Raw genomic sequence first — 24,855 nt, forward strand, 5'->3', positions numbered from 1 at the left:
CGGATGCTACACGAGCTTGGGAGACTCTTTGAACAAGCAATTGTCTGAATAATTCTGTCCTAAGCCGTTGCAGCATGTAACGCCTGGGGATTGGGATGAAAAAACACGTGCTCTCGGATAGGTCCTACAGCGACTTCACCGATTTCCTCATAGCCCTGGCGTTTGTAAAAATCCAGATAGCGGGAATTGCCCGTGTCGAGCACCACGCCCGACGAGTGCGGGTCTTCTGCGCACCAGTTGTGCACCGCCTCCAACAGTTGCTCACCGTAGTGTTTACCCTGGAATTGCGGGTGAATGCCCAGCAGCGGCAGCACATGCACCGACTCGGTAGGCAGGCACGCCAGTACCGCGTGGTGGTATTCCAGATAACGCCGAGTACCACGCACGCCGGTGCTCAGCCACATACGCAATTGCCAGGCCCAACTCTCAGTGATGCCCAGCCGGCGCTGTGGTGGCGCGATCAGAGCGATGCCGATCAGCCGATCGTTCACCAGCAAGCCAATCGCCGGCAAGTTCTGGAAAAAATGCTGTTTGACCAGCTCGCGTACGGTGGCACGCACGCGCTGCTCGTAGCCCGGACGCTCGGCTTCGAAGATGTAGGCGAAGGTAGGCTCATGGCGGTAGGCCTGATACAACAGTGAGCGGGCCTCGCTGGAGTAGCCGCTGTCGAGCAGGTGAATCTGGGCAATAGTGTCGGGCATACGTTCAATCTCCCTGGGCGCCCTTTAAAAAGTGGCGTTCTTATGGGTACGAACTTGTGCGGCGCGAGTCGTTCCCAGACCTTAGCAGTGCATCCGTCCTACCGCCACGCTGGCCCCCGTCCGACTTGTCGGCTAGCATCGGCTTTTTGCCAGACTGGACTGCCGACCATGAAAATCGTCTCTTTCAATATCAACGGGCTGCGCGCGCGCCCTCATCAGCTGGCAGCACTGATCGAGAAACACCAACCCGATGTAATCGGCCTGCAGGAAACCAAGGTCCACGATGATCAATTCCCGCTGGCCGAAGTGCAGGCCCTGGGCTATCACGTGTATTACCACGGCCAAAAAGGTCACTACGGTGTGGCGCTGCTCTCGCGTCATCCGGCGTTAAGCCTGCACAAAGGCTTTGCCAGTGATGAAGAAGATGCTCAACGCCGCTTCATCTGGGGCACATTCAATGATGAGCATGGCAACCCCGTCACGGTCATGAACGGCTACTTCCCTCAGGGCGAAAGCCGCGACCACCCCACCAAATTCCCGGCCAAGCAACGCTTCTACGAAGATTTGCAGCAACTACTGGAAAGCCAGTTCAGCAATGACCAGGCGCTGGTGGTGATGGGCGACGTGAACATTTCCCCGGAAGACATCGACATCGGCATCGGCGCCGACAACGCCAAGCGCTGGCTGAAAACCGGCAAGTGCAGCTTCCTGCCCGAAGAGCGCGAGTGGATGGCACGCCTGAAGAACTGGGGCCTGGTGGACAGCTTCCGTCACCTGAACCCGGACGTGACCGACCGCTTCAGCTGGTTCGACTACCGCAGCCGTGGGTTTGAGGATGAGCCTAAGCGAGGGCTGCGCATTGACGTGATCATGGCCTCAAACGGTTTGCTGCCACGGGTCAAGGATGCCGGGGTGGACTACGAGCTGCGCGGTTTGGAAAAGCCCTCGGACCATGCGCCGATCTGGCTTGAGCTGAGCTGACAACATCAAGAAGTGTGGGAGCTGGCTTGCCTGCTCCCACATTTTTGATCGATGTTGTTTTAGTCATATTTTTGCAACCTGCCTGACTTAATCTCGTAGCACTTCCTTTGGCTTAAGAAGGTGCCGGCATGAGGCTGCGCGTTCTGTTCCTGCTGACTCTTTTTCCCCTCTACGCTGTTTCCGCCCCCCTACCCGTTCCCGATCAAGGCCCTGCGTTGCGCATCCAGGGTTCCAACACCATTGGTGCAGCGCTGGGACCGGCGCTGGTCAAGGGCCTGATGGAGCGTCAGGGTTTGCAGGAGGTGCGCAGTGAACCGGCCCAAGGCACCAATGAACAGCGTGTGGTCGGCAAGACTCGCCAGGGTAAAACCGTGACCATCGAGGTCGCAGCTCATGGCTCCAGCACCGGATTTACTGCGCTGAAAAAAGCCCGCGCCGATTTGGCTGCCTCGTCCCGCCCGATTAAAGATAGCGAATTGGTAGACCTCGAAGCCCTCGGCGACTTGAAAAGCCCCGAAGCCGAACAGGTGATCGCCATCGACGGCCTGGCCATCATCCTTAACCCGCGCAACCCACTGGTTACGTTGAATACCGAGCAACTGGCGCAGATTTTCAACGGTGAGATCAGCACTTGGGAGGAACTGGGCGGCATCGGTGGCGCCATTCATCTGTATGCCCGGGATGATCAGTCCGGCACCTATGACACCTTCAAGGAACTGGTGCTGAGCCGACGCGGCAAGCCCCTCGCCTCTGCCGCCAAGCGCTTCGAGTCCAGCGAGCAATTGTCCGATGCCGTAAGTCATGACCCTCAGGGCATCGGCTTTATCGGCCTGCCTTATGTGCGTCAGTCCAAAGCAGTAGCGATTGTCGATGGTGACTCGCAAGCCATGCTGCCGCTGACCAGCCTGATTGCCACCGAGGATTACCCGCTGTCACGACGGCTGTTCTTTTATCTGCCACCGTCGACCCGCAACCCGTGGGCCAAGGCGCTGGTGGACTTTACCCAGAGCAGCAAGGGCCAGGCGATTGTGGCCGCCAACGGATTTATCGCGCAGCAAGTGCAGGCGATGGCCGTAGAGCCACGCGCGTCGATGCCCGAGGACTATCAAGCCATCGCCCGTGACGCCCAGCGCTTGACCGTGAATTTTCGCTTCGAGGAAGGCAGCGCCAGCCTCGACAACAAGGCACGCCAGGATTTGCAGCGGGTGGTGGCCTATATCAAGGGCCACGGCAAACTCGACAAACAAATAACGTTGGTGGGGTTTGGCGACGCCAAGAATGATCCGCAGCGGGCCGCTTTGCTGTCGAAGTTGCGGGCGATGGCGGTGCGCCGGGAGCTGGTGAAGAATGGCGTGGTGCTGCGCGATATTCGCGGGTTCGGCGCACAGATGCCGGTGGCGGCGAATACGGCGGATGAGGGGCGGATCAAGAATCGGCGGGTGGAGGTTTGGGTGTATTGATCTCACTGATCGTTCCTACGCTCTGCGTGGGAATACTGGAAAGCGTGACGCGGAGCGTCACAGGAGGCATTCCCACGCGGAGCGTGGGAACGATCAGTCAGGGAGTTATTGCCCGCTGCGCATCAGCTCTCTAGGCACGTATTTACCGATTTCGAACTTACCGATCGCCGCACGATGCACCTCGTCCGGGCCGTCGGCCAGGCGCAAAGTGCGCTGCATGGCGTACATGTAGGCCAGCGGGAAGTCGTTGGAAACACCTGCGCCGCCATGGATCTGGATCGCGCGGTCGATCACCTTCAACGCCACATTCGGCGCCACCACCTTGATCTGGGCGATTTCGCTTTTCGCCACTTTGTTGCCCACGGTATCCATCATGTAGGCGGCTTTGAGTGTCAGCAGGCGTGCCATGTCGATCTCCATCCGCGAGTCGGCGATCTTGTCGATGTTGCCGCCCAACCGCGCCAACGGCTTGCCGAACGCGGTACGGCTGACGGAGCGTTTGCACATCAATTCCAACGCCCGCTCGGCCATGCCGACGGAGCGCATGCAGTGGTGGATACGGCCTGGGCCAAGACGGCCCTGGGCGATTTCAAAGCCGCGACCTTCACCCAACAGCACGTTTTCATAGGGCACCCGCACGTTGTCGAACAGCACTTCGGCGTGGCCGTGAGGGGCGTCGTCGTAGCCGAATACCGGCAGCGGACGCACGATTTTTACGCCGGGAGTATCCACCGGCACCAAGATCATTGAGTGCTGCTGGTGGCGCGGTGCATCCGGGTTGCTCAGGCCCATGAAGATCAGGATTTTGCAGCGCGGGTCGCAGGCGCCGGAGGTCCACCACTTCTTGCCATTGATCACCCATTCATCGCCCTGGCGCTCGGCACGGGCGGCCATGTTGGTGGCATCCGAAGAAGCCACATCCGGCTCGGTCATCGCGAAAGCGGAGCGGATCTCACCGCGCAGCAGCGGTTCGAGCCAGCGTTGTTTCTGTTCTTCGTTGGCGTAGCGCACCAGCACTTCCATGTTGCCGGTGTCGGGGGCGGAGCAGTTGAACGGCTCTGGACCCAGCAGGGAGCGCCCCATGATTTCGGCCAGCGGCGCGTATTCAAGGTTGGTCAAGCCGGCACCCAGCTCGGATTCCGGCAGGAACAGGTTCCACAGGCCTTCGGCTTTTGCCTTGGCCTTAAGCTCTTCCATGATTGCGGTGGGCTGCCAGCGGTCACCTTCGCTGACTTGGCGTTCGAACACCGGCTCGGCCGGGTAAACATAGGTGTCCATAAACGCAGTGACGCGTTCACGCAGTTCCTGAACCTTGGGCGAATAGGCGAAATCCATGAGCAGCTCCCTTCTTTGAGAGGTTGTTTAGGTCATGCAATCGATGCTAGAACAGCGTTGATAATTTACCTAGCCTATTCTCGGCGTGTATTAACATTCATCACCGATATATGATCGGCCTATCGGCACCTAACAATAAGAGCGCAAAGAAATGAATCTGAGCAAGGTCGACCTCAACCTCTTTATCGTCTTCGACGCGATCTACACCGAAGCCAACCTGACCCGCGCCGGGCAGATTGTCGGCATCACCCAGCCGGCAGTGTCCAACGCGCTGGCGCGTCTTAGGGAAACCTTCAACGACCCGCTGTTCGTGCGCACCGCCCAAGGCATGGTGCCCACGCCGATGGCGCAGAACATCATCGGCCCGGTGCGCAATGCGTTGTCGTTGCTGCGGGTGTCGGTGCAGGAAAGCCGGATTTTCAACCCGCAACAAGCGGTCAAGACGTATCGCATCAGCATGACCGACCTCACCGAGGCGGTGATTTTGCCGCTGTTGTTCCAACGCCTGCGCCGTCTGGCGCCGACCGTGGTGATCGAAAGCTTCCTGTCCAAACGCCGCGAAACCACTAAAGAACTGGCCGCCGGGCGCCTGGACTTTGCCGTGGATGCGCCGCTCAACACTGACCCGCAAGTGCGCCACGTCAAGCTGATGGAAGACCGCTATGTGTGCGCCATGCGCAAGGGCCATCCAATGGCGAGCAAGGACAAGCTGACCCTGGATGACTACCTGTCGCTGACCCATATCCATATCTCCAGCCGCCGCAATGGCTTGGGCCATGTCGACCTGGCCCTGGGCAAGATGGGCATCCAGCGCAAGATCGCCCTACGCTCGCAGCATTACCTGATGGCCTCGCAAGTGCTGCAACAGACCGACATGGTGATGACCGTGCCCGAGCGCTTCGCCCGGCGCCACGAACTGCACTGGTTCAATCTGCCGGTGAACGACGTGCCGCCGGTGGAAACCCATCTGTACTGGCACGAAAGCACCGACCAGGACCCGGCCAACCGTTGGATGCGTGAGCAGATGATCGAGTTGTGCCAGCAGGTGACGGCGCATGAGAAAAAGTTGGATGGCAAGCAGGCTTGACCCGCCGCTTGACGTAAGCGTCAACCTGACATTAGCTTAGCGCCAAGACCTTCTTGAGCGCCCCCATGAGCACGACCTACAGCATCTCCGACCTCGCACGCGAGCTCGACATCACCACCCGCGCCATTCGCTTCTATGAAGAACAGGGTCTGCTGGCCCCGGAACGCCGGGGCCAGGAGCGTATTTACTCGGCGCGGGACAAGGTCAGCCTCAAGCTGATCCTGCGCGGCAAGCGCATCGGCTTTTCCCTGGCCGAATGCCGCGAGTTGATCGAACTCTACGACCCAACCGGCGGTAACCACATCCAACTCAACAGCATGCTGGCAAAAATCGCCGAGCGCCGAGAGCAGCTTGAGCAACAGTTGCTGGATATCGAACAGATGAAGCTGGAACTGGACACCGCCGAAGAGCGTTGCACCCAGGCCCTCGCGCATACCATGAGCCAGGTTGGCGATTAATCTCAGAAGGTAGCTGCCATGTCCCTCCCCTCCCATGTCCGCCTGGTAGAAGTTGGCCCCCGCGACGGTTTGCAGAACGAAGCTCAACCTATCAGCGTGGCCGATAAGGTCCAGTTGGTGGACGCCCTCAGCGCTGCGGGCTTGAGCTATATCGAAGTCGGCAGTTTTGTATCACCCAAGTGGGTGCCGCAGATGGCGGGTTCCGCTGAGGTGTTTGCGCAAATTCAGCGCAAGCCCGGCGTGACCTATGGTGCCCTGGCCCCAAACCTGCGCGGGTTTGAAGATGCATTGGCCGCTGGAGTGAAGGAAGTGGCGGTGTTTGCGGCGGCGTCCGAAGCGTTTTCCCAGCGCAATATCAACTGCTCCATCAGCGAAAGCCTGGAGCGTTTTGCGCCGATCATGGCGGCGGCCAAGCAACACGGCATCAGCGTGCGCGGCTATGTGTCATGTGTGTTGGGCTGTCCTTACGAAGGCGAGATTGCGCCTGCGCAAGTGGCGGTGGTTGCGCGCGAGTTGTATGCCATGGGCTGCTATGAGGTTTCCTTGGGCGACACCATCGGCACCGGCACGGCGGGCGCTACGCGGCGGTTGTTCGACGTGGTCGGGGCGCAGGTGCCACGGGACAAATTGGCGGGGCACTTCCATGACACTTATGGCCAGGCGGTCGCGAATATCTACGCCAGCCTGCTGGAAGGTATCAATGTGTTTGACAGCTCTATTGCAGGCCTCGGCGGCTGCCCTTACGCCAAGGGCGCCAGCGGTAACGTCGCCACCGAGGATGTGCTGTACCTGCTCAATGGCCTGGGGATCGAGACGGGTATCGACCTGGACGCATTGATTCGCGCGGGCCAGCAGATCAGCCAGGTGCTGGGCCGCCCGACCGGATCGCGCGTAGCGAAGGCGCGTAACGCCGTTTGAGTAGCGCGGCTGTGACAATGTGTTACCGCTCGCCTACATATCGAGTAACACGGGAACATATTTTGTCGCATTTGCTGAAGGCTATGTCCTACTAAAAAATCAAACCATTGATTTTAAAGGACTTTAAAAAGTTGGCACGGCTTCTGCTATCTCTATGGCATAACAAGAATAAAAAGCGCCAAACCTAATAAAAATAAGACGAAACGACTCTGACATAACAAAAACAACACGGCAGAGACGCAGCTAACAGATTTTTTTGGAGAAGATGTGCTTCGCAGGGTACGGCGTGCCGAAACCCGCAACCGGTTAGAGAAAAATAAAACTACCTCAGGTAGCTACCCACTGGTTGGATCGATGACGAAGAAGCAGATCAGCGCTCAAAAAAATACGTTTGCTCTTGACCCCGGATGGGGGTCGCCAAAAACAGCGGTAAAGGGTAACGGTTGCCAAAAACAACAATAGACCGCCCCTCAATAATAAAAAAAGAGCACGCAACGACAAATTAAAGGGGACCCTCGGGTCCCCTTTGTGCTTTCTGGGCTTTACCCCTCCTCCCCCCGTAGCTCCTCGATCGAGATCTCGCGCATGCGAAATTTCTGGATCTTGCCTGTCACCGTCATCGGAAACTCGTCCACGAACTTGAAATACTTGGGCGTCTTGAAGTGCGCAATGCGGCCTTTGCACCAGGTTTGCAGCTCCAACTCATTGGCGACATGACCTGGGTGGAACTTGACCCACGCGACGATCTCTTCACCGTAGCGTTTGTCGGGAATGCCAATGATCTGCACATCCGCCACCGCGGGGTGGGTGAAGAAAAACTCTTCCAACTCGCGTGGGTACACGTTTTCGCCGCCGCGAATGATCATGTCCTTGTTGCGCCCGGCGATGCACACGTAGCCATGCTCGTCCATGGTCGCCAGGTCGCCGGTGTGCATCCATCCCGCGTCATCGATGGCTTCGCGGGTGCCGTCGGGGTTGTTCCAGTAACCGAGCATCACGCTATAGCCACGGGTACACAACTCGCCGACCTCGCCGCGCGCAACGGTATTACCGGCAGCGTCGATGATCTTGTTTTCCAATTGCGGCTGGGTGCGGCCGACCGTGGTGACGCGGCGCTCGAGGTCATCATCGGGACCGGTCTGCAATGACACCGGGCTGGTTTCAGTCATGCCGTAGGCGATCTGTACTTCGCCCAGGTGCAGCTCGCTGATGACTCGGCGCATCACCTCAATGGGGCACGTAGCGCCGGCCATGATGCCGGTGCGCAGAGTCGACAGTTCGAACTCGCCTCGACGTGGGTGATCGAGCATCGCGATAAACATGGTGGGCACACCGTACAGCCCGGTAGCGCGCTCTTCGGCGACGGCGGTGAGGGTCAACAGCGGGTCGAAACCATCATTGGGATAGATCATGGTGGTGCCGTGGGTGATGCAGCCGAGGTTGCCCATGACCATGCCGAAGCAGTGATACAGCGGCACCGGGATCACCAGGCGATCTTGCGCCGTGAGGCCCAAGCTTTCGCCAACCATGTAACCGTTATTAAGGATGTTGTGATGACTGAGGGTGGCGCCCTTGGGGAAGCCAGTGGTGCCGGAGGTGTACTGAATGTTGACGGCTTGATCGAAGTGCAGGCTGGCTTGACGGGTGTGTAACTGCTCGGGTGGGACGCCTGTGCCGAGGGCCGACAACTCAGGCCAGGGCAAGAATCCCGGGGGCGGATTGGGGACCAGGCTGATCACGCCACGCAGGTTTGGCAGTTTTTCGCTGCGCAGTGGGCTTGTGGCAAGTTCCGGGACCAGTTCCTGCAACATTACGTGGTAGTCGGAGGATTTGAATGCGCCGGCACACACCAGCCATTGGCAGCCGGATTGCTTGAGCACGTACTCCAATTCGCTGCTGCGATAAGCCGGGTTGATGTTGACCAAAATCACCCCGAGCTTGGCGCTGGCGATTTGGCTGATGCACCACTCGGCGCAGTTGGGTGCCCAAATTCCGAGACGGTCGCCCGTTTGCATACCCAGCGCCAAAAACGCACGGGCGTGCAGGTCAACGGCCTCTGCGAGTTGCCGCCAGGTGTAGCGGCGTTGTTGCTGGCGTACTACCAACGCCTCGCCTTCCGGGTACCGCGAAACGGTGTTATCGAAAGCCTGACCAATGGTCTCAGCCAGCAAGGTCTTGTCCTGAGAGCCACGGCTGTAGCTCTTATTCGGTTGATCCATAACGACCCCTTTTGTCTTTTTTGTAAGGTGGACGGCGGTTGCTTGACGTAAACGTAAACTACGATTGACAGCCTCGCAACGCAAGCTTACGTTAACGTAAAGGTGAGCGACCCTGTCCGGCGCTCAATCCATACAAAAACAACGCTCACATTAAGGTGCCTGTCATGAGTTACCCGTCCCTGAACTTCGCCCTCGGCGAAACCATCGACATGCTGCGCGACCAGGTGCAGTCCTTCGTGGCCAAGGAAATCGCCCCCCGCGCGGCACAAATCGACATCGACAACCTGTTCCCTGCCGACCTGTGGCGCAAGTTCGGTGACATGGGCCTGTTGGGTATCACCGTGCCGGAAGAATACGGCGGCGCCGGCCTGGGTTACCTGGCCCACGTAGTTGCCATGGAAGAGATCAGCCGAGGCTCGGCATCGGTGGCGTTGTCCTACGGCGCTCACTCCAACCTGTGCGTCAACCAGATCAACCGCAACGGCAACCACGAACAAAAACTCAAATACCTGCCCAAACTGATCAGCGGCGAACATATCGGCGCCCTGGCCATGAGCGAGCCGAATGCCGGTTCCGACGTGGTTTCGATGAAACTGCGCGCCGACAAACGCGGCGACCACTACGTCCTCAACGGCAGCAAAACCTGGATCACCAACGGCCCCGACGCCAACACTTACGTGATCTACGCCAAGACCGACCTGGAGAAAGGTCCCCACGGCATCACCGCGTTCATCGTCGAGCGCGACTGGAAAGGCTTCAGCCGCAGCAACAAGTTCGACAAGTTGGGCATGCGTGGCTCCAACACCTGCGAGCTATTTTTCGATGATGTAGAAGTGCCGGAAGAAAATATCCTCGGCGTGCTCAATGGTGGCGTCAAAGTGCTGATGAGCGGCCTGGATTACGAGCGTGTGGTGCTCTCTGGCGGCCCGACCGGGATCATGCAAGCCTGCATGGACCTGATCGTGCCCTACATCCACGACCGCAAGCAGTTCGGCCAGAGCATCGGTGAATTCCAGCTGATCCAGGGCAAGGTTGCCGACATGTACACCCAGCTCAATGCCAGCCGCGCCTACCTCTACGCGGTGGCCCAAGCCTGCGAGCGCGGCGAAACCACACGCAAGGATGCCGCTGGGGTGATTCTCTACAGCGCCGAACGCGCCACGCAGATGGCCCTCGACGCCATTCAGATTCTGGGCGGTAACGGCTACATCAACGAATTCCCCGCCGGGCGCTTGCTGCGTGACGCCAAGCTGTACGAAATCGGCGCCGGCACCAGTGAGATCCGCCGGATGCTGATCGGTCGCGAACTCTTCAACGAAACCCGCTGAAGGAGCGCACCATGGCCACCTTGCACACCCAGCTCAACCCGCGCTCGGCGGAGTTTACCGACAACAGCGCGGCGATGCGCCTACAGGTCGACGCCCTGCACACCCTGCTCGCCCACGTGCAGCAAGGTGGCGGCGCCAAAGCCCAGGAGCGGCACACCTCGCGCGGCAAACTATTGCCCCGTGAGCGGATCAATCGCTTGCTCGACCCGGGCTCGCCATTCCTTGAGCTCAGCCAACTGGCCGCCCATCAGGTGTATGGCGAAGACGTACCGGCCGCTGGCGTGATCGCCGGGATTGGCCGCGTGGCAGGCGTCGAGTGCATGATCGTCGCCAACGACGCCACGGTGAAAGGCGGTTCCTACTACCCGCTCACGGTGAAAAAACACCTGCGCGCACAGACCATCGCCGAGCAGAATCGCCTGCCATGCATCTACCTGGTGGACTCCGGTGGCGCCAACCTGCCACGTCAGGATGAAGTGTTCCCGGACCGCGAGCACTTTGGGCGGATCTTCTTCAACCAGGCGAATATGAGCGCTCAAGGCATCCCACAAATTGCCGTGGTGATGGGCTCGTGCACCGCCGGTGGCGCCTACGTGCCGGCCATGGCGGACGAAGCGATCATGGTGCGCCAGCAGGCGACCATTTTCCTCGCCGGGCCTCCGTTGGTAAAAGCCGCGACCGGTGAAGTGGTCAGCGCCGAGGACCTTGGCGGTGCCGATGTGCACTGCAAGATCTCCGGCGTGGCCGACCACTATGCCGACAGCGACGAACATGCCCTCGCCTTGGCTCGGCGCAGCGTGGCCAACCTGAACTGGCGCAAACAGGGCGAGTTGCTGCAACGCACGCCGGTGGCGCCGTTGTACAGCAGCGAGGAGCTCTACGGCGTGATCCCGGCCGATGCCAAACAACCCTTCGATGTGCGGGAAGTGATCGCGCGGCTGGTGGACGGTTCGGTATTCGATGAGTTCAAGGCGCTGTTTGGCACCACCTTGGTATGCGGCTTTGCGCACTTGCATGGCTACCCGATTGCGATCCTGGCCAACAACGGGATTCTGTTCGCTGAAGCCGCACAAAAGGGCGCGCACTTTATCGAACTGGCCTGCCAACGCGGGATTCCCCTGTTGTTCCTGCAAAACATCACCGGTTTTATGGTCGGCCAGAAGTACGAAGCTGGCGGCATCGCCAAGCATGGCGCCAAGCTAGTCACGGCGGTGGCTTGCGCCAAGGTGCCGAAATTTACGGTGATCATCGGCGGCAGCTTTGGTGCCGGTAACTACGGCATGTGCGGTCGCGCTTATGACCCGCGCTTTTTGTGGATGTGGCCGAATGCGCGCATTGGCGTAATGGGCGCCGAACAGGCGGCGGGCGTGCTGGTGCAGGTCAAGCGTGAACAGGCCGAGCGCGCAGGCGCCGAGTTCAGTGCAGAGGAAGAAGCCGCGATCAAGCAACCGATCCTCGACCAGTACGAAACCCAGGGCCACCCTTACTACTCCAGCGCACGCCTGTGGGATGACGGTGTCATCGACCCGTTGCAGACCCGTGACGTGCTGGCCCTGGCCCTGTCCGCCTCGCTGAATGCCCCCATCGAGCCGAGCCGCTTCGGCGTGTTCCGCATGTAAATGGAGCTGTACCCCATGAGCGATTTCAATACCCTCGAACTGATCACCGACAGCCGTGGCTTTGCCACGCTGTGGCTCAGTCGTGAAGCCAAGAACAACGCGTTCAACGCCGAGATGATCCGCGAACTGATCATCGCCCTCGACCACGTACAGGGCGATCCTTCCCTGCGCTTTCTGGTACTGCGCGGGCGCGGCAAGCACTTCAGTGCCGGTGCCGATTTGGCCTGGATGCAGCAATCGGCCGAGTTGGACTACCACACCAACCTGGACGACGCCCGTGAGTTGGCGGAACTGATGTACAACCTGGCCAAGCTGAAAATCCCGACCCTGGCGGTGGTGCAAGGTGCGGCCTATGGGGGCGCGCTGGGGTTGATCAGTTGCTGTGACATGGCCATTGGCGCCGATGATGCGCAGTTCTGCCTGTCGGAAGTACGGATTGGTTTGGCGCCGGCAGTGATCAGCCCGTTCGTGGTTAAGGCTATCGGTGAACGTGCGGCCCGGCGCTATGCCCTGACCGCTGAACGTTTCGGCGGCCAGCGTGCGCGGGAAATCGGCCTGCTGGCGGAAAGTTACCCGGCCGGCGAGCTGGACCAGCAAGTGGAACTGTGGGTCGCCAATCTGCTGCAAAACAGCCCGGCGGCAATGCGTGCCAGCAAGGATCTGTTACGCGAAGTCGGCAACGGCGCCCTCACCCCGGCCCTGCGTCGTTATTGCGAGAACGCCATCGCCCGGATTCGCGTCAGCGCCGAGGGCCAGGAAGGGTTGCGATCCTTCCTGCAAAAGCGCCCGCCGAACTGGCAGTCGCAGGAGCCACGCCCATGAGCAAATTGACCACCGTGCTGGTAGCCAACCGCGGCGAGATTGCCTGCCGAGTGATGCGCACCGCCAAGGCGATGGGACTGACCACCGTGGCGGTGCACAGCGCCATCGACCGCGATGCGCGCCATAGCCGCGAGGCGGATATTCGCGTTGATCTGGGTGGCAGCAAAGCCACTGAGAGTTACCTGCAAATCGACAAACTGATCGCCGCAGCCCAGGCCAGCGGCGCCCAGGCGATTCATCCGGGTTATGGCTTTCTTTCGGAAAATGCCGGATTTGCCCGCGCGATTGAAGCCGCAGGGTTGATCTTCCTCGGCCCGCCCGCCTCGGCCATCGACGCCATGGGCAGCAAATCGGCAGCCAAGGCATTGATGGAGACCGCCGGTGTGCCGCTGGTGCCGGGTTACCACGGCGAAGCCCAGGACCTGGAGACCTTCCGCGATGCGTGCGAGCGTATCGGTTATCCGGTGCTGCTCAAAGCTACGGCTGGCGGCGGTGGCAAGGGCATGAAGGTGGTCGAGGAGGTCAGCCAACTGGCCGAAGCCTTGGCGTCCGCCCAGCGTGAGGCCCTGTCATCGTTCGGCAATGGACAGATGCTGGTGGAGAAATACCTGCTCAAGCCGCGCCATGTGGAAATCCAGGTGTTTGCCGATCAGCATGGGCATTGCCTGTACCTGAATGAGCGTGATTGCTCGATTCAGCGTCGCCATCAAAAGGTCGTGGAAGAAGCGCCTGCGCCTGGCTTGAGTGTTGAACAGCGCAAAGCCATGGGCGAAGCCGCAGTGCGCGCGGCCCAAGCCATCGGTTATGTGGGCGCAGGCACAGTGGAGTTCCTGCTGGACGCTCGTGGCGAGTTTTTCTTTATGGAGATGAACACGCGGCTGCAGGTGGAACATCCAGTGACGGAGGCGATTACCGGTCTCGACCTGGTGGCCTGGCAGATTCGTGTTGCTCTGGGTGAACCACTGCCGATCACTCAAGAACAGGTGCCATTGATTGGGCATGCGATTGAAGTGCGCTTGTATGCCGAAGACCCGGCCAATGATTTCCTGCCGGCCACCGGTCACCTGGCGCTGTACCGAGAATCTGCACCGGGCCCAGGTCGCCGTGTGGACAGCGGCGTAGAGCAAGGGGACAGCGTCTCGCCCTTCTACGACCCGATGCTCGGCAAGCTGATTGCCTGGGGCGAAGACCGTGAGCAGGCACGCCTGCGGTTGTTAAGCATGCTCGATGAGTTTGCCGTCGGCGGGCTCAAGACCAACCTGGGCTTTTTGCGGCGGATCATCGGCCATCCGGCATTTGCGGCGGCTGAGCTGGATACCGGGTTTATTCCGCGCTATCAGGATGAGCTGTTGCCGGTGGCCGGGACATTAAGCGATGCATTCTGGCAGGCCGCGGGTTCGGCATTTATGCAAAGTTTGCCGACGGGTAATGGGCCTTGGGCGGATACGCGGGGGTTTCGCGCAGGGTTGCCTGCCGAGGTGTCACTGCATTTGAGCAGCGGTGGGCAGGATCGGCTGGTGACCTTGAACGTGGGCATGCCGCAGTTACGGGGTGAGCAGTTGCTGATCGAGCACCAAGGCGTACGCCGCTCCCATCTGGCGGTGCGCAGCGAAGGCACTGTGTATCTGCGCTGGGACGGAGAGATGCACGCGGTCAGCCTGTTTGACCCGATTGCTGCGGTCGAGGCCAACCAGTCTCATCAGGGCGGCCTCACGGCGCCGATGAACGGCAGCATCGTGCGGGTCCTGGTGGAGGTTGGACAAACGGTGGAGGCCGGCACCCAATTGGTCGTGCTGGAGGCGATGAAGATGGAGCACAGCATCCGAGCGCCCCAGGCCGGGGTGGTCAAGGCGCTGTTTTGCCAGGAAGGCGAAATGGTTGCCGAAGGCTGTGCCTTGGTAGAGCTTGAAACGGCGGACTAAAACTTCGCAGTGGCTTGCACGACGACGCCAAGAATTCGGCAATCCTCGGTGAACAGCAACTTCGGGTAAGTTGGATTGAGTGGCACCAGGTAAAGCTGGCCGCTCTCTTCCAGCAACTGGCGAAAGGTCGCCTGGAAGCTGTCGGCCCATTGAGCGACTACCAGTTTTCCGGGTTCGGCATCGATGGCCGGGTCCACCAGAATCATCATGCCTGCGCCGATGCTCAGGCCGCTGGGGGCAGTCATGGCGTCTCCCGTCACGGGTAGCCAGAAGGCTTCGCCTTGGGCGTGGTAATCCGTCAGTTCGAAACGCGCCGCAGCATAAACCGGTCGCTCTTCACGTATTTCGCAGACGCCTTTCCAGTCGCTGACCGGGTAGCGGAAATACGAGTTGTAGTGTTGTTCCGAGGCTGACTCTTCGTCGGTTCTCTCGCGAATTTCCAGCGCGACTTCCAAGTACCCCAACCCCAACTCCGCGAGCACCCGGTTCATATCCGCCAGGCTCGGCACACGGCGTTTATTGAGCCAATGGCCCACACCGCCCTGGGACATGCCCAAGCGCTCAGCCAGCTCATCCTGCGTGACCTTGCGGTCTTTCATGTTGGCTCTGACCAACGCTATCCAGTTATCCATGGGGCCTGACAATACGTTGCGTATTTTTCAGAGCAATAAACAGTTTGTAGTAATCCATAAAACGACATAAATACGATACGTACTATCATCGGTCATATGGTTTTCGACACCCACCAGAGTACCGACCCTTATGACGACAAGCCCGCTCCTCCTGCCTGAAACACCCGAAAGCGATGAGTTGCACGACATGCGCAGCAGTGGTGCTGCCCAACGCGCGCTGGACTATTACTTGAAAGAAGATATGTCGGCATCAAGCCCGGATGGGACGCTCTTTGCCATCAAACCCGGCATCAGCCAGGAAGAAGCCCTGGTGCACGCCTCAGACCTTTTGCGCAGTGCCGCTGCCACGGCCTACGAATCGGCGAGCAACCATCAGGGCAATCAACGCGACCTGGCGTTTTCAGTGGTGTATTTGATTGATATGGCGAAGGCGATGGTGGAGCGATCGTTGCAAGCGCCCACCGCTACTCAGGCAAACGCATAACAGGCGCGAAGAAAAATATTTCTATCTCATGGATAAAAACATTTGACTTGCAAATGATAATGATTATTATTGGATCTAGCTGATCGCGAGATCAGTCGATAGACCAAGGGACCTTAGGTCGGACTCTTGGAATATCTCCTCATCAGGCTAATCACGGTTTTTGACCCGGCTCTTTGGCCGGGTCTTTTTTTTGCCAGTTTCCCTGGCATGGCTTCAGGCTAATGAAGACTGTGTGTTGCTTGATGGCGCGCATGGTAGCAAAAGACCATCTCCAAAAGAAAGACGAACGGGCGCTCCAATCCAGTTCTTTGCGAAATAGCGCTTGAGAATCAATTTCATAGATTCTAAGCTGCTTCTGCGTCAAGGATGACGCCCCCTCCCCCCTGCAACAATTTTGCATCAAGATTTTGCCTGACTCCTGTGTAAGATATCCGCCACAACACTCATACTCAGGCACCCAGACTATGACCGTGGCCTTGACCTCCATCAAGATCAGCTCCGACTTCGACAGCGGCAACATCCAGGTCCTGGATGCCAGCGACGCCTATCACTTACTGCTGGCGATCAAACCCGATACCCGCAGCCAACATTTCCAATGGTTCCACTTCAAGGCCGAAGGCATGCACGTGGGCCACACCCACAGTTTCCGCCTGAGCAACGCGAGTCAGTCCTCCTACAAAAACGCCTGGAGTGGCTATAACGCCGTGGCGTCCTACGACCATATCAACTGGTTCCGCGTCCCCACACGCTTTGATGGCGAAACATTGCACATCAGCCTGGAAACCCGCGAGAAACACGCCTGGATCGCCTACTTCGAACCCTACAGCCGTGAACGCCACGACTGGCTGATCGAGCAAGCCTTGAACCGCGCCGGGACCCAATTGCTCGCCACCGGCAAAAGCGCCGAAGGCCGCGACATCCAACTGCTGCGCCGTGGCAAGGGTGGTGAGGGCCAGCGCAAGGTATGGATCATCGCCCAGCAACATCCCGGCGAGCACATGGCCGAATGGTTCATGGAAGGCATCATCGAGCGCCTGCAACAGGACGGTGACGCTGAGCTGAAAAAGCTCCTGTCCGTCGCCGACCTGTACCTGATACCCAACATGAACCCCGACGGTGCCTTCCATGGCCACTTGCGCACCAACGCCATGGGCCAAGACCTCAACCGTGCCTGGCAAAGCGCCAGCCAGGAGATCAGCCCGGAAGTGCTGTTCGTACAGCAGCAGATGGAAACGTATGGCGTCGACCTGTTCCTGGACATCCACGGCGACGAAGAAATCCCCTACGTCTTCACCGCCGGTTGCGAAGGTAATCCCGGCTATACCCCACGCATCGAGGCGCTGGAAAAACGCTTCCGCAGCCACTTGAGCGCCCTGACCCGCGACTTCCAGACCACCCACGGCTACACCCGCGACCTGCCGGGCGAAGCCAATATGACCTTGGCCTGCAACGCCGTCGGCGAGAAGTACGACTGCCTGTCGCTGACCCTGGAAATGCCCTTCAAGGACAACGACGATGCACCCAACGCGCACACCGGTTGGTCAGGCAAACGTTCGATGCAATTGGGCAAGGACGTATTGAGCACCGTGGCCGATATCGTCACAGCCCTGCGCTAACCCTCCCCTGCCCCCGGCATCAGTCTTTGGTGCCGGTCATGCTTTGCAGCACGCCGTCGCGACGAATCAGCCCGTGGAACAGCGCCGCGGCCAGATGCAACAGCACCGTCAGGAACAACAGGTAGGCTAGAAACCCATGGGCCTTGCGCAACAGCGCAAACAACGGCGCATTTGCCCCCACCAGCGCCGGCAGCTGCACCGAACTGCTGAGCATCACCGGATCGCCCGCTGCCGAAATCATCGCCCAGCCCAGTAGCGGCAACACCAGCATCAACGCGTACAACACCCCATGGGATGCCTTGGCTGCCAACACTTGCCACAGTGGCAAATCCACAGGCAATGGCGGTTGCCGAGTAGAAAACCGCACCACCAGCCGTACGATAACCAATGCCAGAATCGCAATCCCCAGCGGCTTGTGCAGATGAATCAGCCACTCATGGCGCTCTGAGACCGACGCCACCATACCCGCACCAATAAACAGCATGGCGATGATCATCAACGCCATCAGCCAATGCAGCAGCCGAGCCAGAGGCGCGAAAAACCGTGGTTGAGCATTCATGGTTTCGACTCCTGAGGGGTGCTGTGCAATGGGCTGACTTCACCGGCGCGGCGCAGGTACGAACTGGCGTAGGCTGCCGAACGCGCGGCCAGCAGCGGGTCGTTGGAGGCTTCGATACCACTCGGCAAAATCAGTGGGTCAAAGTTGATATCGCGGCAATCGCCGTCTGCTTGCGGTTGGCTGCTTTGCAGCACGAGGGTGCCGGCGTTCAGCACTTTGTGCTCACCGGTCCACGTCTTGCTCGCGTCGTCCAACGGGTCGCCAGGGTTGGCCAGAGTCACATTCAACTGCCAACGCAGCGGCCCTGAAGCCAGGCGCTGCACCAAGTCCTTTTCCAGGAAATCACTACCCGACGGCGCAGTGTCACCCGCCGCATCCTGGCTCTGTGGCACCACGCCCCAACGCACAGCCTGGCGCTTGCCATCGGCACTTACCCAGTAAAACGCATTGATCCCGTTATAGGTTTCTGTCGCGTAACTGGCCGACGGCTTGGCGGTCTTGACCCACGCCAAAAACGGCGCAGTCTCTGGATGTGCGGCAAAAAACGCCGGCATACTCGCTGGATTCGGCTTGCCGGTGGCCGGGTCTGGCGCACCCGCCTTGAGCATCTGGTAGAACGCTTCAGGCGTGCCCACCGGGAATACCGGCATGCTGTTCATCCCCGTGCGCCACTGCTGACCGTTAGCTTGGTTGAATTGCAACGCGAAACTGCGGATCGGCACACTGCTATCCGGCGCATAAGGGTTACCGCTGGGCAAGGCAAACCGACCGATTACAGGGGTTTTAGCCTCGCTGAACACCTGAGCGCTGGAGTACGCGCGCGCCTCAGGGCTGCTCTCGAAGTAACCGGCCACGCACACGCCCTTGGCGTGATTGCGCCGAAAGCCTGGGTGTATGCCGTTATTGGTTTCCAGGGCATTGACCAGAGTCTTGGGCCGCAAGCGTTGTGGGTCGAGGGTGCCGTTGACGTAGGCAAATGCCCCCGCAATAACAGCAACCACGGCACCGATACCGACAAGACGCGCGATCAGGCTCGCAGTGCTCAGCGGGGGACGGGGCGGTGATGGGTGATCTACCATGAAATGACTCCTGGGCCAGAGGCCTTAGGGGTGAAACATAAGGTCGGAGCATTAAGACGAATGCCGATCTGCTCTATTCCAAGGCCTCAGGTTTATTTTTCAGTGCCTGGAATAACCTTCAACACCGGACGTCTCTCTAGTCCCAGCGTAGTGACCAGCCAGACGCCCATGCATGAACTCGACGAACAGTTACGTGAACTCATCCCCAGGCTGCGACGGTTTGCCGTGTCGCTGACCCGTCACGCCAGCAGCGCGGATGACCTGGTGCAGTCGACCCTGGAGCGGGCGATCATCAGTTGGGCCGACAAACGCATCGAAGGCGACCTGCGCGCCTGGCTGTTCTCGATCCTCTATCGGCAGTTTCTCGACGCCCACCGTCGCAGCCGGCGCTACGCGCGCATGCTCGAATTTTTTACGGGTCGTGACGACACACAGCCCTCGGTGGAGCGCACGGTGATGGCCCAGTCGACTCTGCAAGCCTTCGATAAACTCAATACCGAACAGCGCGCCCTGCTGCTCTGGGTGTCCGTCGAAGGCCTAAGCTACAAGCAGGTTGCCGATATTCTTGAGGTGCCCATCGGCACCGTGATGTCGCGCCTGTCCCGCGCGCGGCAAGCCTTGCGTCAACTCAGCGATGGCGAAATTGCCAGCCCCTCCCTGCGGATACTCAAATGATCAACCTCCCCCCAAGCGAACGCGATTTGCATGCCTACGTCGATCACCAACTGCTGGAGAGCGATCGCCGCATGCTTGAAACCTGGTTGACGGCCCATCCCGATGTCGCCGCCCAGGTGCATGCCTGGCAACAGGATGCGCAATTGCTGCGTGCGTCATTGAGCGGAGCCTTGCAACAACCGGCCAACCACGACTTGGACCCGGCGCTGATTCGCCAACGCATAAAACATCAATCACGCCGCCACCTCGCCACAGCTGCCGTACTGCTGATCGCCGTCAGCCTCGGCGGTATTGGCGGCTGGCACGCCCGCGAGGCCACCCAACCGCCCATGCTGCCGATGGCCGATGCAATGCAAGCGTTCCGCCTGTTTGCCCAGGACGGCATCATGCCCGCCGACTACAACGCCAGAGACGGCGGCACGATGCAGGCCTGGCTCGATCGCTACTTCAACCAGGCACATCGCCTGCCCGACCTGAGCCAGTCTGGCTTCCGGCCGGTCAGCGGGCGCCTGCTCACCACAGAGCAAGGCGCGGCCGCCATGGTGCTGTACGAAGATTTGCAAGGTCGGCGGATCAGCTTCTACATCCGTCCGCCCGGCCCGGAAAACGGCTTTCTGCCCCGTGGCAGCCGCAGTGCCGATGGGCTGCAGGCCGAGTACTGGTCCGGTGGCGGGTACAACTATGCGGTGGTCAGCCCGGTGGGTCAGTTGACCACACAGATGTTGAAGTTCTAGAACCCCACGTCCAGCACCACGTTGTCGATATAGGTACCACCAGGCGGTGTGGCCTGGTCGGTGTAGATCTTGGCGTTGTAGTTGAACACCTGGCTGCCGGTACCCAGGCCATTGCCCGGGTTGACCTCCGCCGAGGAACTGGCCCGCCGCGCCGCGCCCACACTGCCCCAACGCGTGGTCCCTGCGCTTTGGAAGATGTCGTAGGCCAAAAAATTGCTGCCGGAGCTCATCTGCCGGCGGCCGCCCACACTCACCGGGTTCTGCCCATCGCTGAGGCCGACGGTGTAGGCGCTGCCCTTGGTGCAGGCCACGGTGGCCTGCCCGCTGACGGTGGCGAACGCACTGACCACCGGGCCACTGCCAAACGCGATAGCCGGCGTGGTGATCTGGCAATCATTGACCACCGTCATGCTGACGTTCAGCGTCTCCGTGCCACTGTTGATCTCACGGCCCAGGCATGCCCCGAGAAGTCCAATGCCCGAGCAATAGTTCCAGTTCCAGAAAATACTCAAGGTTTCACTGTACACACCCGCTGCCACATTACTGCCGACGGTGGTGGCTAAATAGAGCGGCACTGTTTTTGTGCCGGGCCCGAACACCAGGCCTAGCGACGCTGCAATACCGCCGCTGCCGCCGAAATCGAACGCGGTGCCCCGTGTCATCGGAAACGCGGTGGAGTTGTTGGCATAGATCGTATAGCCGATAACATCACCGGTCGGCCCGAGCAGGCCGCCTTGCGACGAGCCGGTGATGGTTGCGTAAAAATGATCACTGGTGGCCAACACCGACAGCAACGCAGGGGTGCAGCTCAAGCCAGCGTTGGTGGTCGAACTGGGCTCGGACGTGGTACGCACGGTCATCGAGCTCACCGTCGTGCCAAAACTGGCCGGTGAGGTGGCGACCACCGAGCATAGCGCCTGTACTTGCGCCGACAGCCCCAGGCTCGCCAGTACCAGCAGTCGCAACAACCACTCCTTGACCCGCACACGCACACTCCTCATGTCATTGGCACACCAGTGGCCCGATCAGTGGCACCTGCTCCTGCGTGGTATCCAGTTCGAACGTTGCCTGGCAGGTCTGGCCGTTGCCGACGGTGACTTGCAAGGTGTTATGCGCCACCAGGTTTTCCAGGTACACCAGGCCGTCCCAGCCCACTACCGCCAGCGCACCGCTTTGCTCGTGCCGTACCTGGCTGCCCAGGGGCAAGTCCTGGTGCTTGGCATCCACCAACGTAATGCTCGCCGCAATCACCCGACGCACCGGGAATTCCAACAGATAGCCACTGCCTCGGCGCACGGACACCCGTTGCTCCACATTCGGCACTTGCACGTTGGACGGCAGGTTCAGTGGGTCGATCTCATATTTGGCGCGGTAGTAGGCGCTGGTCCAAGGCACCAGCAGATGCCCGTTGCGGTCGGTCTCGCCCACCACCTGATTCTCGTAGCGCACCGGCACGCCGCTGAATCCATCCGTGCTCACCACCACAAACGCATCGTTGACGCGGTTGGCGGCGAAGACCTCATTGTCCATCCACACCAGCGATCCGCTGGCGTCCGCCCAACGGGTTTCGGCGTCGCTGGTGCCGTACACGCCCGCCTGCAACTGCACCGACTGCAAGCGCCAGGTCAGGTCGGCCTGACGATAAGCCGGCCCATCGCCGCTCGCGTAACCCAGGTTAAAGCCCAGGCCACCTTCGGCGGGCACCGCACGGCTGTAGTTGACCCGCTGTTGGCTCTGCCCGGTCTTGCTGCGCTCGCTGCCCAGGCTGAGACTGCCGTAGACGTCAAAGGGAATCACCACTTGCGCCTGCACCGCCCAACTGCTGTCACCGACCTCATGGTTGGCCGACAGGTAAAAACTGCTGCTGCGCCACAGCGATTTGCTCCAGGTCATATTCACCAGGCGAGTGCGAGAATCATCCGCCGCCTGCACATCAAAGTAACCCACACCCAGGCTACCGAAATCGTTGAGGTTCAAGCTCAAGGTGGCCTGCTGGCTACGCTTGCTGAGGCTGACATAGGGCGTGTCGATCAAGCTCAGGTCAGCGTATTGATCGCGGCGCTCCACCCGTTGATACGACAGGCTGAAACGCTGGTTGCTGTATTGGTAACCCAGGCTCAGTTGCTGGCCTGTTCTGCCATCAAACTGGCTTTGGCTGATGGCGGTATTGAGCACGCCGAAGTTGCCGACGCGCAGGTTACCGCCGACACCCCCCAAGGTCAGGTCATTGGACGCTTCGGCGTGGCTTTCCAAGGTGAAGACGTCCGACAGCCCATAACGAAAGGTGCCGCTGGCCACTCCGGGGCCGTAGCCAAAATCCCGCAAGGTGTAGTCACGGCGCAGATTACCGGCCACCACGGAGAAGTCCGACAAGCCCTTTTGCAACAGCGTACTGGTGACATAAAACGGCACCGTGGTCGACACCTGCCGGCCCAGTGCATCGGTGGTGACCACCACCGCTTCCCCGGCCCCGTTGATAAACGGCACGTTGGTCAAGGTGTAGGGCCCCGGCTGCAGATCGGCGCTGCTGGATTTATAACCGTTGATAAACAGGTCCACCGACGACGGCACCGCCGCCTCCCCGGCGAACTGCGGCAGAGGGTAGGTCACCAGATCAGGGCGTACGCCAAAGTCCCGCGACACCTGCACCCCGCCCAGGCGCACCGAGGTGCTCCAGGGCAAGGAGCCACTGATCACGTCGCCCGCTTCGTAGGTCAACAGGCGATCATCGTCGGAGAAACGCCAGGTCGTGTCATAGCGCCGGTAACCATTGTTCAGGCTACTACCAGCGGTGTCGCGGCCAATGGTGGTGCGGTACTGGCCGGTGTTGGACAACGTGCCCCAGGTGTCGAACAGCCGTACTTCGTTGAAAATGCCGAGATAGGTGCCCGCTCCATCGGTGTCGTTAAGGTAGGCGTCATAGTTGAGCAACGCGCCAAAACTGGTCATCGCCTGGGTGCGGGGGTAGTTGTTGCGATTGCCGATAAACTGTTCCGGTAGCCAAGTAGGCGGCACCGTCAGCATCAGCCGCTGGCCCTGGCTGTCGTAATCGGTGTGCATCCCTGGAAGGTTCTCCAGCGCAACCTCGGTGGCGACCTCGGCAGGCAGTTTCATGCCCACCTCCTGCAACACCGATGCAGGTAAATACAGCTTCCCCGCGCGTTGATTGACGGCGACCACGCGGCCGGTATCCATCTGGTTGACCACCAGTTCCAGGAATAACTGCGCATCGGCAACAGCCTCCATGCTACTGGGCGGGGGCGGCAACGGCGCTGCCACGCCCAGCGGCGCAAACACCCAGCCAGACAGGCCGCCCACCACCCACACCGATCGCCATAGACATCGAGCCCGATCATGGCTCACCAAGGCTTTGTGTCCATCAATGGACATCTCCATCCGTTAACACCAGGGGCTGTTCTGCTTTATCGCCCGGGTGCAAGGCTCTCCAGTTGCGTCGCACCATTGATTCGTACCTGCAACGGCTGATCGGCAGGTAACCCTTCCGGCACCGCCCAGCGCATGCTCGCGCCCGGCAGCACATACCCCATCAGGCCCTCCACCACGGGCCGCGCTTGGCCTCCCTGCTTGAACGTGGCATCGGTCAGACGCGCGTGCACCGCGCCTTGGTTATGCATTTCCACATAATTGCGCCCGGCGACCGTGACTTTTTTCCAGCTCAGGTCAGGCTTGCCTGCGCTCTTCGGGTCACGATCGCGGGTGCTGTCGACCTTGCTCCAAAGGCCTGGCCCATAGGCAAACAACGGCACCGAATAGCGCATCTGAAAGCGGATCGCGGCGGCGGTCTTGCCATCGGCAGGGGCTGCCGGAGGCGTGGCCGACGGGATCTCATCAATGATGATGCGATAGGCCAGCTCCTGGCCCGGCGGCACTTCCTTGGTACGGGTCAGGCGCACCAACTGCTTCTGCCCCGGCTCGATTTTCGCCACCGGCGGGCTGCCAATGACATCGCGCTGGTTCTGGTACTGCTCATCAAACCCGCTCTGGGTCCAGGCAAACACGCGGATTTGCAGGTTGGCGGTCTCAGTGCCGCGATTCTCCAGCCACAATGCGCTGGCCTGTTGATCGGCCTCCAGCACCGGGTCAATCGGCCAGATCAGCACCGAACTGGCCGCCTGGGCCTGCCCCGCTGCCAATGCCAACAGCCCGCTAAAACCCGCCACCCACCACCGCCGGGAAGCTACATACATAGTTTCACTCCTTAAGCC

General features: G+C 60.1%; 23 protein-coding genes. 13 read left to right on the forward strand and 10 right to left on the reverse strand.

Translation table 11 applies throughout. From position 1 onward, the window contains the following. Window positions 1-59: 59 nt before the first annotated feature. Entirely contained in the window at window positions 60-701 is a 642-nt protein-coding gene (locus BFL40_RS28770) for a GNAT family N-acetyltransferase (protein WP_071487108.1), read from the reverse strand. A 168-nt stretch (window positions 702-869) separates the two neighbouring features. Between BFL40_RS28770 and xthA the strand changes: the two genes are divergently transcribed. Together xthA and BFL40_RS28780 are read left to right on the forward strand one after the other, a co-directional pair. Then, window positions 870-1,682: an exodeoxyribonuclease III gene (xthA, locus tag BFL40_RS28775; RefSeq protein WP_071487109.1), complete on the forward strand. Its 813-nt coding sequence runs from the start codon at window positions 870-872 to the stop codon at window positions 1,680-1,682. A 128-nt stretch (window positions 1,683-1,810) separates the two neighbouring features. Next, window positions 1,811-3,142 carry a substrate-binding domain-containing protein gene (locus BFL40_RS28780; protein WP_071487110.1) on the forward strand — a complete coding sequence of 444 codons (1,332 nt, stop codon included), beginning with the start codon at window positions 1,811-1,813 and terminating at the stop codon, window positions 3,140-3,142. A gap of 105 nt (window positions 3,143-3,247) precedes the next feature. Here BFL40_RS28780 and BFL40_RS28785 read toward each other — a convergent pair whose 3' ends face one another. After that, window positions 3,248-4,477 (reverse strand): acyl-CoA dehydrogenase, encoded by a 1,230-nt coding sequence (locus BFL40_RS28785; RefSeq protein ID WP_071487111.1) that lies wholly within the window; start codon window positions 4,475-4,477, stop codon window positions 3,248-3,250. A 151-nt stretch (window positions 4,478-4,628) separates the two neighbouring features. Here BFL40_RS28785 and BFL40_RS28790 point away from each other — a divergent pair, with 151 nt between their 5' ends. The 3 genes from BFL40_RS28790 (at window position 4,629) to BFL40_RS28800 (ending at window position 6,940) form a co-directional block, all read left to right on the forward strand. Then, a complete protein-coding gene (locus BFL40_RS28790) occupies window positions 4,629-5,564 on the forward strand; it encodes a LysR family transcriptional regulator (RefSeq protein WP_071487112.1) in 936 nt (311 codons plus the stop codon). Between the two features lie 65 nt (window positions 5,565-5,629). After that, on the forward strand, window positions 5,630-6,022 hold the full coding sequence (locus tag BFL40_RS28795) for a MerR family transcriptional regulator (protein WP_071487113.1): 393 nt from the start codon (window positions 5,630-5,632) through the stop codon (window positions 6,020-6,022). A gap of 18 nt (window positions 6,023-6,040) precedes the next feature. Next, window positions 6,041-6,940: a hydroxymethylglutaryl-CoA lyase gene (locus BFL40_RS28800; RefSeq protein WP_071487114.1), complete on the forward strand. Its 900-nt coding sequence runs from the start codon at window positions 6,041-6,043 to the stop codon at window positions 6,938-6,940. 542 nt (window positions 6,941-7,482) lie between these two features. Here BFL40_RS28800 and BFL40_RS28805 read toward each other — a convergent pair. Next, entirely contained in the window at window positions 7,483-9,159 is a 1,677-nt protein-coding gene (locus BFL40_RS28805; RefSeq protein ID WP_071487115.1) for an AMP-binding protein, read from the reverse strand. Between the two features lie 164 nt (window positions 9,160-9,323). Between BFL40_RS28805 and BFL40_RS28810 the strand changes: the two genes are divergently transcribed. From BFL40_RS28810 to BFL40_RS28825, 4 genes are read left to right on the forward strand one after another with little or no spacing between them, the layout of a single operon-like run. Further along, a complete protein-coding gene (locus BFL40_RS28810) occupies window positions 9,324-10,487 on the forward strand; it encodes an isovaleryl-CoA dehydrogenase (RefSeq protein ID WP_071487116.1) in 1,164 nt (387 codons plus the stop codon). A gap of 11 nt (window positions 10,488-10,498) precedes the next feature. Further along, entirely contained in the window at window positions 10,499-12,106 is a 1,608-nt protein-coding gene (locus BFL40_RS28815; RefSeq protein ID WP_071487117.1) for a carboxyl transferase domain-containing protein, read from the forward strand. A gap of 15 nt (window positions 12,107-12,121) precedes the next feature. Beyond that, entirely contained in the window at window positions 12,122-12,928 is an 807-nt protein-coding gene (locus BFL40_RS28820) for a gamma-carboxygeranoyl-CoA hydratase (RefSeq protein ID WP_071487118.1), read from the forward strand. Further along, entirely contained in the window at window positions 12,925-14,850 is a 1,926-nt protein-coding gene (locus BFL40_RS28825) for an acetyl/propionyl/methylcrotonyl-CoA carboxylase subunit alpha (RefSeq protein ID WP_071487119.1), read from the forward strand. Before BFL40_RS28820 ends, BFL40_RS28825 begins: the two co-directional genes overlap by 4 nt. Here the strand turns inward: BFL40_RS28825 and BFL40_RS28830 are convergent. Next, window positions 14,847-15,482, reverse strand: a complete 636-nt coding sequence (locus tag BFL40_RS28830) for a LexA family protein (protein ID WP_071487120.1) — start codon at window positions 15,480-15,482, stop codon at window positions 14,847-14,849. The genes BFL40_RS28825 and BFL40_RS28830 overlap by 4 nt on opposite strands. Window positions 15,483-15,612: 130 nt before the next feature. On the opposite strand from BFL40_RS28830, the gene BFL40_RS28835 reads away from it, so the two are divergent. Continuing rightward, window positions 15,613-15,966, forward strand: a complete 354-nt coding sequence (locus BFL40_RS28835) for a DUF6124 family protein (RefSeq protein ID WP_071487121.1) — start codon at window positions 15,613-15,615, stop codon at window positions 15,964-15,966. Between the two features lie 151 nt (window positions 15,967-16,117). On the opposite strand, the gene BFL40_RS33925 is transcribed toward BFL40_RS28835, so the two are convergent. After that, window positions 16,118-16,330, reverse strand: coding sequence for a hypothetical protein (locus BFL40_RS33925; protein ID WP_139213489.1), 213 nt, complete (start codon window positions 16,328-16,330; stop codon window positions 16,118-16,120). A 100-nt stretch (window positions 16,331-16,430) separates the two neighbouring features. On the opposite strand from BFL40_RS33925, the gene BFL40_RS28845 reads away from it, so the two are divergent. Further along, the gene (locus BFL40_RS28845; protein ID WP_071487123.1) at window positions 16,431-17,582 is read left to right on the forward strand and encodes a M14 family metallopeptidase; all 1,152 of its coding nucleotides are present in this window, start codon (window positions 16,431-16,433) and stop codon (window positions 17,580-17,582) included. 19 nt (window positions 17,583-17,601) lie between these two features. Here the strand turns inward: BFL40_RS28845 and BFL40_RS28850 are convergent, their stop codons facing one another. Together BFL40_RS28850 and BFL40_RS28855 are read right to left on the reverse strand one after the other, a co-directional pair. Then, window positions 17,602-18,141 carry a cytochrome b gene (locus tag BFL40_RS28850; protein ID WP_071487124.1) on the reverse strand — a complete coding sequence of 180 codons (540 nt, stop codon included), beginning with the start codon at window positions 18,139-18,141 and terminating at the stop codon, window positions 17,602-17,604. After that, a complete protein-coding gene (locus BFL40_RS28855) occupies window positions 18,138-19,220 on the reverse strand; it encodes a catalase family peroxidase (protein WP_071487125.1) in 1,083 nt (360 codons plus the stop codon). Before BFL40_RS28855 ends, BFL40_RS28850 begins: the two co-directional genes overlap by 4 nt. Before the next feature lie 168 nt (window positions 19,221-19,388). Between BFL40_RS28855 and BFL40_RS28860 the strand changes: the two genes are divergently transcribed. Next, window positions 19,389-19,895 carry a sigma-70 family RNA polymerase sigma factor gene (locus tag BFL40_RS28860; protein WP_071487126.1) on the forward strand — a complete coding sequence of 169 codons (507 nt, stop codon included), beginning with the start codon at window positions 19,389-19,391 and terminating at the stop codon, window positions 19,893-19,895. Continuing rightward, window positions 19,892-20,629 (forward strand): anti-sigma factor family protein, encoded by a 738-nt coding sequence (locus BFL40_RS28865; RefSeq protein WP_071487127.1) that lies wholly within the window; start codon window positions 19,892-19,894, stop codon window positions 20,627-20,629. The genes BFL40_RS28860 and BFL40_RS28865 overlap by 4 nt, the downstream gene beginning before the upstream one ends. On the opposite strand, the gene BFL40_RS28870 is transcribed toward BFL40_RS28865, so the two are convergent. From BFL40_RS28870 to BFL40_RS28880, 3 genes are read right to left on the reverse strand one after another with little or no spacing between them, the layout of a single operon-like run. After that, the gene (locus BFL40_RS28870; protein WP_071487128.1) at window positions 20,626-21,630 is read right to left on the reverse strand and encodes a Csu type fimbrial protein; all 1,005 of its coding nucleotides are present in this window, start codon (window positions 21,628-21,630) and stop codon (window positions 20,626-20,628) included. The genes BFL40_RS28865 and BFL40_RS28870 overlap by 4 nt on opposite strands. Window position 21,631: 1 nt before the next feature. Beyond that, window positions 21,632-24,025, reverse strand: coding sequence for a fimbria/pilus outer membrane usher protein (locus BFL40_RS28875; RefSeq protein WP_071487129.1), 2,394 nt, complete (start codon window positions 24,023-24,025; stop codon window positions 21,632-21,634). A gap of 26 nt (window positions 24,026-24,051) precedes the next feature. Continuing rightward, window positions 24,052-24,837 carry a fimbrial biogenesis chaperone gene (locus BFL40_RS28880; RefSeq protein ID WP_071487130.1) on the reverse strand — a complete coding sequence of 262 codons (786 nt, stop codon included), beginning with the start codon at window positions 24,835-24,837 and terminating at the stop codon, window positions 24,052-24,054. Window positions 24,838-24,855: the final 18 nt, after the last annotated feature.

Origin of the sequence: Pseudomonas costantinii (assembly GCF_001870435.1) — a bacterium.
Classification (GTDB): Bacteria; Pseudomonadota; Gammaproteobacteria; order Pseudomonadales; family Pseudomonadaceae; genus Aquipseudomonas; species Aquipseudomonas costantinii.

Coding starts and splice junctions, on each gene's coding strand:
- BFL40_RS28860 (WP_071487126.1), top strand. CDS start 19,389: ATGCATGAACTCGACGAACAGTTACGTGAACTCATCCCCAGGCTGCGA.
- BFL40_RS28785 (WP_071487111.1), bottom strand. CDS start 4,477: ATGGATTTCGCCTATTCGCCCAAGGTTCAGGAACTGCGTGAACGCGTC.
- BFL40_RS28795 (WP_071487113.1), top strand. CDS start 5,630: ATGAGCACGACCTACAGCATCTCCGACCTCGCACGCGAGCTCGACATC.
- BFL40_RS28820 (WP_071487118.1), top strand. CDS start 12,122: ATGAGCGATTTCAATACCCTCGAACTGATCACCGACAGCCGTGGCTTT.
- BFL40_RS28790 (WP_071487112.1), top strand. CDS start 4,629: ATGAATCTGAGCAAGGTCGACCTCAACCTCTTTATCGTCTTCGACGCG.
- BFL40_RS28800 (WP_071487114.1), top strand. CDS start 6,041: ATGTCCCTCCCCTCCCATGTCCGCCTGGTAGAAGTTGGCCCCCGCGAC.
- BFL40_RS28865 (WP_071487127.1), top strand. CDS start 19,892: ATGATCAACCTCCCCCCAAGCGAACGCGATTTGCATGCCTACGTCGAT.
- BFL40_RS28875 (WP_071487129.1), bottom strand. CDS start 24,025: ATGGAGATGTCCATTGATGGACACAAAGCCTTGGTGAGCCATGATCGG.
- BFL40_RS28850 (WP_071487124.1), bottom strand. CDS start 18,141: ATGAATGCTCAACCACGGTTTTTCGCGCCTCTGGCTCGGCTGCTGCAT.
- BFL40_RS28830 (WP_071487120.1), bottom strand. CDS start 15,482: ATGGATAACTGGATAGCGTTGGTCAGAGCCAACATGAAAGACCGCAAG.
- BFL40_RS28810 (WP_071487116.1), top strand. CDS start 9,324: ATGAGTTACCCGTCCCTGAACTTCGCCCTCGGCGAAACCATCGACATG.
- BFL40_RS28770 (WP_071487108.1), bottom strand. CDS start 701: ATGCCCGACACTATTGCCCAGATTCACCTGCTCGACAGCGGCTACTCC.
- BFL40_RS28845 (WP_071487123.1), top strand. CDS start 16,431: ATGACCGTGGCCTTGACCTCCATCAAGATCAGCTCCGACTTCGACAGC.
- BFL40_RS28855 (WP_071487125.1), bottom strand. CDS start 19,220: ATGGTAGATCACCCATCACCGCCCCGTCCCCCGCTGAGCACTGCGAGC.
- BFL40_RS28880 (WP_071487130.1), bottom strand. CDS start 24,837: ATGTATGTAGCTTCCCGGCGGTGGTGGGTGGCGGGTTTTAGCGGGCTG.
- BFL40_RS28780 (WP_071487110.1), top strand. CDS start 1,811: ATGAGGCTGCGCGTTCTGTTCCTGCTGACTCTTTTTCCCCTCTACGCT.
- BFL40_RS28870 (WP_071487128.1), bottom strand. CDS start 21,630: ATGAGGAGTGTGCGTGTGCGGGTCAAGGAGTGGTTGTTGCGACTGCTG.
- BFL40_RS28835 (WP_071487121.1), top strand. CDS start 15,613: ATGACGACAAGCCCGCTCCTCCTGCCTGAAACACCCGAAAGCGATGAG.
- xthA (WP_071487109.1), top strand. CDS start 870: ATGAAAATCGTCTCTTTCAATATCAACGGGCTGCGCGCGCGCCCTCAT.
- BFL40_RS28825 (WP_071487119.1), top strand. CDS start 12,925: ATGAGCAAATTGACCACCGTGCTGGTAGCCAACCGCGGCGAGATTGCC.
- BFL40_RS28805 (WP_071487115.1), bottom strand. CDS start 9,159: ATGGATCAACCGAATAAGAGCTACAGCCGTGGCTCTCAGGACAAGACC.
- BFL40_RS28815 (WP_071487117.1), top strand. CDS start 10,499: ATGGCCACCTTGCACACCCAGCTCAACCCGCGCTCGGCGGAGTTTACC.